12 protein-coding genes are annotated in these 8,654 nt (G+C 63.7%); 2 read left to right on the top strand and 10 right to left on the bottom strand.

Annotation, left to right across the window (positions count from 1 at the left end; translation table 11 throughout):
• Positions 1–125: 125 nt before the first annotated feature.
• From V8324_RS20445 to V8324_RS20400, 10 genes are all read right to left on the bottom strand, one after another.
• Positions 126–923, bottom strand: coding sequence for a hypothetical protein (locus tag V8324_RS20445; RefSeq protein WP_336421744.1), 798 nt, complete (start codon positions 921–923; stop codon positions 126–128).
• 10 nt (positions 924–933) lie between these two features.
• Positions 934–1,161 (bottom strand): DUF6511 domain-containing protein, encoded by a 228-nt coding sequence (locus V8324_RS20440; protein ID WP_336421743.1) that lies wholly within the window; start codon positions 1,159–1,161, stop codon positions 934–936.
• A gap of 152 nt (positions 1,162–1,313) precedes the next feature.
• Positions 1,314–1,541, bottom strand: a complete 228-nt coding sequence (locus V8324_RS20435; protein ID WP_336421742.1) for a hypothetical protein — start codon at positions 1,539–1,541, stop codon at positions 1,314–1,316.
• A gap of 4 nt (positions 1,542–1,545) precedes the next feature.
• On the bottom strand, positions 1,546–2,265 hold the full coding sequence (locus V8324_RS20430) for a hypothetical protein (RefSeq protein WP_336421741.1): 720 nt from the start codon (positions 2,263–2,265) through the stop codon (positions 1,546–1,548).
• A 21-nt stretch (positions 2,266–2,286) separates the two neighbouring features.
• On the bottom strand, positions 2,287–2,556 hold the full coding sequence (locus tag V8324_RS20425) for a hypothetical protein (RefSeq protein WP_336421740.1): 270 nt from the start codon (positions 2,554–2,556) through the stop codon (positions 2,287–2,289).
• A gap of 27 nt (positions 2,557–2,583) precedes the next feature.
• Positions 2,584–3,147 carry an ATP-binding protein gene (locus V8324_RS20420; protein ID WP_336421739.1) on the bottom strand — a complete coding sequence of 188 codons (564 nt, stop codon included), beginning with the start codon at positions 3,145–3,147 and terminating at the stop codon, positions 2,584–2,586.
• A 107-nt stretch (positions 3,148–3,254) separates the two neighbouring features.
• A complete protein-coding gene (locus V8324_RS20415) occupies positions 3,255–3,740 on the bottom strand; it encodes a hypothetical protein (RefSeq protein WP_336421738.1) in 486 nt (161 codons plus the stop codon).
• A 41-nt stretch (positions 3,741–3,781) separates the two neighbouring features.
• Positions 3,782–4,153, bottom strand: a complete 372-nt coding sequence (locus V8324_RS20410) for a hypothetical protein (protein WP_336421737.1) — start codon at positions 4,151–4,153, stop codon at positions 3,782–3,784.
• On the bottom strand, positions 4,150–4,362 hold the full coding sequence (locus V8324_RS20405; protein ID WP_336421736.1) for a helix-turn-helix transcriptional regulator: 213 nt from the start codon (positions 4,360–4,362) through the stop codon (positions 4,150–4,152). The genes V8324_RS20410 and V8324_RS20405 overlap by 4 nt, the downstream gene beginning before the upstream one ends.
• 260 nt (positions 4,363–4,622) lie before the next feature.
• The gene (locus V8324_RS20400) at positions 4,623–5,315 is read right to left on the bottom strand and encodes a hypothetical protein (protein ID WP_336421735.1); all 693 of its coding nucleotides are present in this window, start codon (positions 5,313–5,315) and stop codon (positions 4,623–4,625) included.
• Between the two features lie 113 nt (positions 5,316–5,428).
• On the opposite strand from V8324_RS20400, the gene V8324_RS20395 reads away from it, so the two are divergent.
• A complete protein-coding gene (locus tag V8324_RS20395) occupies positions 5,429–6,085 on the top strand; it encodes an XRE family transcriptional regulator (protein ID WP_336421734.1) in 657 nt (218 codons plus the stop codon).
• A 155-nt stretch (positions 6,086–6,240) separates the two neighbouring features.
• The gene (recD2, locus tag V8324_RS20390; RefSeq protein WP_336421733.1) at positions 6,241–8,454 is read left to right on the top strand and encodes an SF1B family DNA helicase RecD2; all 2,214 of its coding nucleotides are present in this window, start codon (positions 6,241–6,243) and stop codon (positions 8,452–8,454) included.
• Positions 8,455–8,654: the final 200 nt, after the last annotated feature.

The following is an 8,654-nucleotide window of genomic DNA, read 5'->3' as shown; positions in this document are numbered from 1 at the left end:
GTGCATGAACGCACGGATGCTAACGTGGCAGGTGGGTCAGTTTTAGATGATCATAACCCACCCAGGTGGGTCACTTTTGCATGCCGATTCACATGCCAGTCGCTTGAATTCGTACGCCTGCGGAATCATGGCCGTGCCCTCCAGCAGCGCTGCGCCCATGCACAGGGGGGATGCCAGTGACCGCCCGCCATGCCGCCCTTGCAGACGACCGAGGTGGGCTCCGCGACCGCGCGCGGCAGCATTTCCTGCGCGTCCGAGGCCCGGACGACCTCGACGGCCCGGTCGCTCATCCGCTGCGCCAGCGCCGGATCGAACGGCATCAGTTCGGCATAGATTTCCTGTGTGTCGCGATTGAGCGCGGTGAAGAGCGCCGGGTGCGGCAGATCCATATAGGCCTGATAGAGCGCGATCTGGGCGGCATAGACCGGCTTGGCGATCGTTACCCCGCGCTTGACCGTGTCCTTCCAGCTCGAGGCTCCGAGCGCCTTGCTCTCCCAGAGTGCGGGATACGCCATCGCGACAGGCCCGCTGACAAGGCAGCCGTCGATGTGTCCCCTGAACCGGCCATCGAGCGCGGTGAACCCGAATTGCCGTCCATCGGGGCGTTCGGTGCGCAGATCGAACCCGGCAAGGCGCAGCCAGCTGGCCACCATGTCCTCGCCGCGATGCCCGGCCTCGAAGATCCGCAGGGTCTTCGGGGCAAAATCCTGCCCCTCGTCCTTCGGAACAGCCAGGTAGTCATACTGTATCTGGCGCAGGCAGGCCCGGCCCAGCCCCGAGGAACTGACATAGCTACGCGGAGGTTCGTCCTGCTGGCGGGCACTGAGGCCGGCATCGACGGCCGCGCCAAGGGCGGAATTGATGTCGGGCAGAGCGCGGGTCTGCACATACTGCGCGCCCGACCCGTGATTCAGATCGATCATGGGGGATACCTCAGAACGGGATGGTGTCTGCTGGCAGGCTGCCATCGCGCTCCGGGCACGCGGCCTGCGTCTGCATGCTGTCGATGTATCCGGTGACCGCCGCCTCGATGAGCTGATCGATCTCCGCGGCGGTGCGGTCGAAAAAGGGGGCCATCAGGCCGAGCTCGGTCAGCGCCTCTGCAAAATCCTTGCGGGCATCGCGAATGGCGCGTGCCTCGCGGGCGGTCTTGTCAATCATTCCGTGGCTCCTCCGGGCGAGGTCCGCGCCGATGTCCTGGCACCGGCGCGAACAGAATTTTTATGTTGGAAAGCGCGCCCATTGCAGGCGCAGACAGAACCCGAAGCCCCGCGCCTCGCGCGCGCAGATGGCGCAGACGCGGCTCTCGCCGCTCAGCCCATGAGCAGGGTGTCGAGCTCCGCGTGCTGACCGGGCGCTTCCCTCGTCTTGTGCGACGCCAGAACGACGAAGCGGCTTATGGCCACCGAGGCCATGGCCTCGAGATCGGCCAGCGCGAGACTTGCGATGGGCCGATCCAGTCTTCCGCGGGCCTCGAGCCATGTGCCTATCTCCCGTGCTGCCGCGCGCGTCACATGCGCCTGCCACTCATCCGGCGTCATCGGCTCAGCTGTTCAGCCAGGCCGGAGCCCCACCGGGTGTGGCGGGCGTCGCGGGGTCTGCGCTGCCTTGCGGCTGTGCGGCCGGCGACTGGGGCGTATTGGACCAGCCGCCCTGCGCCGGGGCCTGTGCGTTCCAGGCCGGCGGTGTCTGAGCGGGCGCCTTGCGCGGTGCGGCATTGACCGGATCCGGTGTGACCTGCTCGCCGCGCATGATCGCCGCATGGACGGGGTCATCGGGCAGCACGACATTGGCCAGCTTGTTGGTATCGCGGTAATTCGGGTTGTCCGAGCTCTCCACCATGATGCGCGCGACGAAGATGATCCCGTCGAGCTGCTTGAGCCCGCCGATTACCCGCTTGTCCTTTGCCGCCTGGCTGACATCCTTCGGGTCGAGCCCGAGCGCGCTGTCGATCATTGCCCGGAAGGAACTCTTGGAGATGTTCCAGCCCTTGGACTGGCCTTTCTCGTCGAGCTTGCCGCCCGCAACGGTGAAGTTCTGCCAGAACTTGCGCCGCGCGAACGGCCCCTCGGTCACGGTGAATTCGCAATCGAGCATCTTCGCATCGCTGTGCGGCGAGCTTTTCAGCAGCCCCGCATCCATCTCCGTCGCGCCGTTCGTGCCGCCGGGGCGCAGCTTCATCGTCACCTTGGCAAAGGTGCCGTCGGGGATCAGTTCGCCCATCGGGGCCATTTGCGGGCCGGCATCGTTCAGATCGTAGCTCATGGGTTGGGTCCTCTCGTGGGTTCAGTTGGAGTGAGGGGTGGTCATGGGGCCCGCGCGGCCGTCGATCTTGGCCAGCAGCGCGGCGAGATCCGGCGGCTCGGTCGTGTCGAGCCGGCCCGAGCGGTCTTTCGCGGGCAGCCCCCAGGGATTGCCGGATGTGCAGACGAGGCGGCGCTCGGCGGATTTTTCATCGAGGGTCCAAGCCCCGTCGGCGTCCTTGCCAAAGAGCTGCATCGAGATGACCTGGTCGACGATGCCGGGCAGTTCGCGGCCGGCTTTCGTGCCTTCCATCTGCGGCAGCCAGCTCGATGTGCCGAACTAGTCGGTCACCTTTTCCAGCACGCCCACGAAGATCACGGTCTTGCCGCGGGCATGCTGGAGGTGTTTCAGCGCCTGGATGACCTCGCGCCCGAGCAGCCCGTAGGCGCCGCGCACATCCGGCTTGCCGGTCCGATCCGAGAACGCCTCCGGCTGCTGCTTGGCATAGGCCATGGCCTGGCGCGTCAGATCGCTGATCGAGTCGACGAAGATGATCGAGCGGTCCTCGAGGAACGCTTCCAGCCCGCTTTCGGCGTAGTGTGCCTGCACATGCGCATGATAGCGCGGCCCGTAATAGCTGTCGGGGTGCTGCGCCGGATCCGGGCCGCCGATCAGGATCACCAGATCGCGGAAATCGGTGAAGCTGCGGATCGGGATGCTGGGGCCGCGCCAGTGCTGGACGGATTTCATGCCGGCCTCGAGATCGAAGCATACGGCCTTCTTCTCGGGCATCGCCGTGATCAGCGTGGTCTTGCCCACGCCGGGCGGGCCGAAGATGGCCAGCGATGTCTTGTTCTCGGTCGTCGACAATCTCTCATCAGCGGTGATGATGCGCACTGTCATGGTGCTCTCCTTGTGTTGGGTCGAAGGGGTCAACAGCGGCGGGGGGTGACCGGGCGCCGAAGGGGAGCCTGCCCAGCCTTGCGGTCAGGGCGTCCCCGCCGCTGTGTTCAGGGGGTGCCGGCGGGTTCGAGCCTGAAGCTGGGCGAGCCACTGCCGACCGTACGCGCCGGCTCGAACTCGGCCCGGATCGAGGCAGGCCAGGCGGTGTATTTGCGCTCGGGCACCTTGATCGCGATGTCGACATACTGGGCGGGATCGTCGCCGGCGGCACGGATGCGCTCGACCACCGCGGCGAGCTGCGCCTGATCCCACTCCACGCGTTTGGGCAGATCCGCGACGATGGTGAAATCGCCATCATCGAACCTGACGGTACCGGTGTCTTTGCCGTGGGCCTGCCGTTCCTCGGCGGCGCGGTCGGCGTAGCGCACGCTCAGTGCGCCATCTAGACGGGTCTTGGCGGCCTTGTCGCGCTTGAGACGCGCATCGATCTCGTGCTGCAGGATGGCCAGCAGTTCGACCGGCATCTGCGCGATGTCCTGGACACTGATATCCGGCAGGTCCTCCGGCGTGGGGGTGTTATCTGGAAATGGCATGACTGTGCCTCTTTGATCAGTGGGTGTTTTGCGAAGGGGCGTCACGCTACCTGCGCGTCGAGCAGCAGCGCGGACAGCGACGCAGTGGCGGCCTTCGGTTTGGGGCGGGCGATAGCGATGTAGGCGAAGCGATCGGATTCCAGCCGCTCCTGCACCAAGTGCACGAGGCCCTGTTCCGCGGCGCGAAACGCGGCATCCGCTACGCCGCGCAGGGCACAACGCCGGTCCGTCGGCAGCGTCGAAAGCGACTTGTCCGCATCGACCACGAGAAACCCGCGGTGATAGATCAGCGCGTCGCCAGCCTCGGCCTGCGCGATCCAGGCATAGAGGTCGACGTCGGCGATCTCGGCGTCACAGGCTGAGCCACGCGCAGGTTCAGCCAGCGGGCCCGGAGTAAACCGCGCCATGGTCATTGCACCGCATGCAGCGCAGTGCCTTGCGCTGTACTTTCGCAACGACGGGGGCCTTCATAGGCTTCGACATCGGCCAGCTTGTAGACAACGCGCCCGCCAATCTTGAAATATGCGGGACCTTCGCCTGTCCAGCGCCAGCGTTCCAATGTGCGGGGGCTGATATGCCAGCGCCGTGCCAGATGGACCTGGTTGAGGAAATGTTCGGACATTCGCGTCTCCTTTCGATCTGTGGAGAAGGGATGCCAGATTTTAAGGATGCATAAGTCCCACAAGTGGGATGCGCCATGCGATTTTTTAAGCTGCTGATTTATCGTGAAAACCCACCGGTCCCGTCCAAGGTGCAGACGAGTGCATCCGAGTGCAGACCGGATGCATACCAAATGCAGACGACACAGGCGCCCACCCCGCGCAGGAGGCGGGAATCAAAACGCCCGCCGGAGCGGCGGGCGGACATCGGCAGCGATCTGCGTCATCGGCTTGTGAGCAACCAGATCACGAAATCCGGATCGAGGTGATACCATCCTCGTCGGCCCTCGGTCTTGCGCAGCAACCGTGACCAGTAGGGCTTGCGGCTGAACAGACTGCTCAACCGCTGCGAGGCCGAGCCGACAGCATTCAGAATGTCGGTGTAATGCTGATCCGGGGCTCCGGCGCGCGTTTTCTCCACCATGAACTCCAGGGCCCGGGCTTGCGGCAAGGTAAACGCAAACTCCTGACCGTCGAAGACAAACAGCCTGAAATCAAACACCTCCTCCGGCTCTCCAGGTGATTTGATCACCTCGCGCTCGAGCGCCTCCGCCCGCTCTCGCCGCACCAGAAGGTCCACGTGTGAAACGCTTATGCCATTGTCGCCCTTCAGCGTCACCATTCTGGCTTCGGGTAGAAAGAGCTGGGTGACAATACCCTCTCCATCCCGGACCAGTCGAAAGGCATCACGCAACCCCAGATCCCCAAGTCCGGAAAACACCTTTTCCTCGGTGGGCAGCCAGAACGGCTCTCCCTCTGCCGTCCACTCCTCGTCTGACAGCAATGCGGGCTGGGCCACGACGCGCACCGAAAGCCGCATCTGGTTTTTGGCAACGAGGTAGCGGATGTCGGCCCCGGAAATACGCCAGCGCTCGGCAAGCTCGGACAGTTCAAATGCATCGCGCTCAACCCGCATATCCGACTCCTTAGCCGACAGTGTTCCCCCTTTGTTTCTATTGAATTGACAAGTTTGCTTCAATCCTGTTTTTTCCACAGTCACCAACAGAGGGAGTGGATATGTCTGTGCCTATGCCCGAAAGACTGCGCGCGCGGATCCGCCAGCTCGGCCTTTCGGTCGCGGAAGTGGCGCGCGAGGCCGGGGTCAATCGCTCCTTCGTCTACGACATCCTGCGCGGCAGGTCGCAGGTGCCGAACCTGGAGAAACTCACCAGTGTCGCGACGGTCGTGAAGGTGGAACCCGAATGGCTCCTGTCCGGCAAGGGCCGCGTCGAGGGGGACGATCCCATTTCGCTGGACTACCACAACGAGTTCGTTGCCATCCAGTACGCGACCGCGCGCCCCTCGATGGGCGGCGGCGCCATCGTCGAAGGCGAAGACCATCCGGGGCGGAATTTTCACTTCCGGCGCGCGTGGGTCCGCGATCGCCTCAAGGCCTCGCCATCCATGCTGCGCGTCATGGCCGTTCAGGGCGACAGCATGATGCCGACCCTGAACGACGGCGATGTGATCCTCGTCGACATGAACCAGCGCAATCCCGTCCCACCAGGCGTGTTCGTTCTACACGACGGGATGGGTCTCGTGGCCAAGCGGCTGGAATACGTGCCCGTGAGCGAGCCGCCAAGGGTTCGGATCATCTCCGACAACCATCAGTATTCCCCCTATGAATGCACCGCCGAAGAGGTCAATATTGTCGGGCGCGTGCGGTGGTATGGGCGGGAGATGTGATGATCAGCCAACATTTGCCATGGACGACAGACGCTTGCCCCGAACGACGAAGCGCCCGAAGATGACTTCGTCGGGCACGCTCGGGGCATTTTTCGAACGTGCGTCAAGGGGGCTAGAATTGTCAACACCCGAACCCAGTTGACCGAGGTCGTGTCGTGAAGCCGGAAAGTACTTCGCAATCAGGCTCCGAGGTCCTGGCCGGTCTGGTCGAGCGGGTCACCTTCCACAACCAGGAAAACGGCTTCTGCGTTCTGCGCGTGAAAGCCAGAGGGCACCGGGATCTGGTGACCACGGTGGGCCACGCCGCGATGATCTCGGCGGGTGAATGGATCACCGCCTCGGGTGTCTGGCTCAACGACCGCAATCATGGTCTGCAATTCAAGGCCCAGTTTCTCAAGGCCTCGGCCCCATCGACCATCGACGGAATCGAGAAATACCTCGGCTCCGGCATGATCCGGGGCATCGGGCCGGTCTATGCCAAGCGGCTGGTCAGGATGTTCGGCAAGGATGTGTTCGACATCATAGAGGCCACGCCCGAGCGTTTGCGTGACGTCGAGGGCATCGGCCCCAAGCGCGCCGACAAGATCACCGCCGGCTGGGCCGATCAGAAGGTGATCCGCGAGATCATGGTGTTCCTGCACGAGCACGGCGTCGGCACAGCGCGCGCGGTGCGCATCTTCAAGACCTATGGCACAGATGCCGTCCAGGTCATGAGCGAGAACCCCTATCAACTGGCGAGGGACATCCGCGGCATAGGCTTCCGCACCGCCGATTTGATCGCCGAGAAGCTCGGCATCGAGAAAACCGCCATGATCCGGGTGCGCGCGGGAATTTCCTTTGCGCTCACCGAGGCAATGAGCGATGGCCATTGCGGTCTGCCACGCGCAGACCTCATCGGACTTGCGGAAAAGCTGCTGGAGGTCCCTGCGGCGCTTATCGAGAGCGCGTTGCTGGAAGAACTTGCCGAGGAGACGATCACCGCCGACCGCGTTGGGGATGCGGACTGCATCTTCCTGACAGGACTCTACCGTGCCGAGCGCGGCATCGCCGAGCACCTTGAACGGATCCGCATAGCCCCCCTGCCATGGCCAGAAATCGATGCCGACAAGGCGCTGCCGTGGATCGAGCACAAAACCGGTCTCACCCTTGCGGCCAGCCAGGCAGAGGCCGTCCGCCTCGCGCTGAAATCAAAGGTCATGGTGATCACCGGCGGTCCCGGCGTGGGCAAGACCACCATCGTGAATTCGATCCTGCGCATCCTGGCGGCAAAGAACGTGAAGCTGCTGCTCTGCGCACCCACGGGCCGCGCGGCCAAGCGCATGTCCGAGGCCACCGACATGGAGGCCAGGACAATCCACCGGCTGCTCGAGTTCGACCCCAAAGCCTTCGGCTTCAAGCACAATGACGAGAACCCGCTCGACTGCGATCTGCTGGTCATTGATGAGACCTCGATGGTCGATGTGCTGTTGATGCAATCGCTGATGAAGGCCGTGCCGAGCACGGCGGCACTGCTGATCGTGGGCGACATCGATCAGTTGCCCTCGGTCGGTCCCGGTCAGGTGCTGGCTGACATCATCGGCTCCGGCGCCGTGCCCGTAATCCAGCTGACCGAGGTCTTCCGGCAGGCGGCGCAGAGCAAGATCATCACCACGGCGCATGCCATCAATGCCGGTCGCATACCGGATCTTGCGCCGCCTGACGGCGAGGCGGATTTCTACTTCGTGCCAGCCACTGACCCGGAACAGGCCGTGCCTCGGATCGTGGAGCTTGTGTCCAAACGTATCCCGCGCCGCTTTGGCTTCGATCCCATCAAGGACATCCAGGTTCTATGTCCGATGAACCGTGGTGGCGTCGGGGCGCGCTCGCTCAACATCGAGCTTCAGGCCGCGCTGAACCCTGCAGGAGAGAAGAAGGTCGGGCGGTTCGGCTGGACCTTCGCGCCCGGCGACAAGGTCATGCAGATCGAGAACGACTACGACAAGGACATCTATAACGGCGACATCGGCATGATCGAGGATGTCGATATCGACGAGGGCGAGGTGGCCGTGGATTTCGACGGGCGCACCGTCAGCTTCGTTTTCGGCGAGCTCGACACGCTGGTGCCCGCCTACGCCGCGACCATCCACAAAAGCCAGGGCTCGGAATACCCCGCGGTAGTCATCCCGGTGATGACCCAGCACTACGCCATGCTTCAGCGCAACCTGATCTATACCGGCGTCACGCGTGGCAAGAAACTAGTCGTGCTGGTCGGCCAGAAGAAAGCCGTGGCCATCGCCGTGAAGAACGTCTCGGGGCGGCGGCGCTGGTCAAAGCTGGATGAGTGGCTGGTAGGGAATGATGCGGGCGACAAGAGGCTTGAGGCGCGCTGAAAACGCCTATCGAAGCCATAAGGGCACTGATCGACAATAATTCGGCGTTGTCGCCGTTTGCCACGGCAACCTGGACCGTTCGGCGCGCGGTTTACTGACGGCAAGGCTGTAGGTTTCTCGGACGCCGCGCGAGGTGGTCGAGTAGCGCGCGGCACCGTCTGGCGTCCGAGAAGCGCGCAAGCACGAAATTGCGGGGTTGG

It is taken from the genome of Roseovarius sp. D22-M7, from assembly GCF_037083785.1.
Classification (GTDB): domain Bacteria; phylum Pseudomonadota; class Alphaproteobacteria; order Rhodobacterales; family Rhodobacteraceae; genus Roseovarius.
The sequence above is the reverse complement of the archived record's forward strand: the minus strand, read 5'-3'. Positions and strand labels throughout refer to the sequence as shown.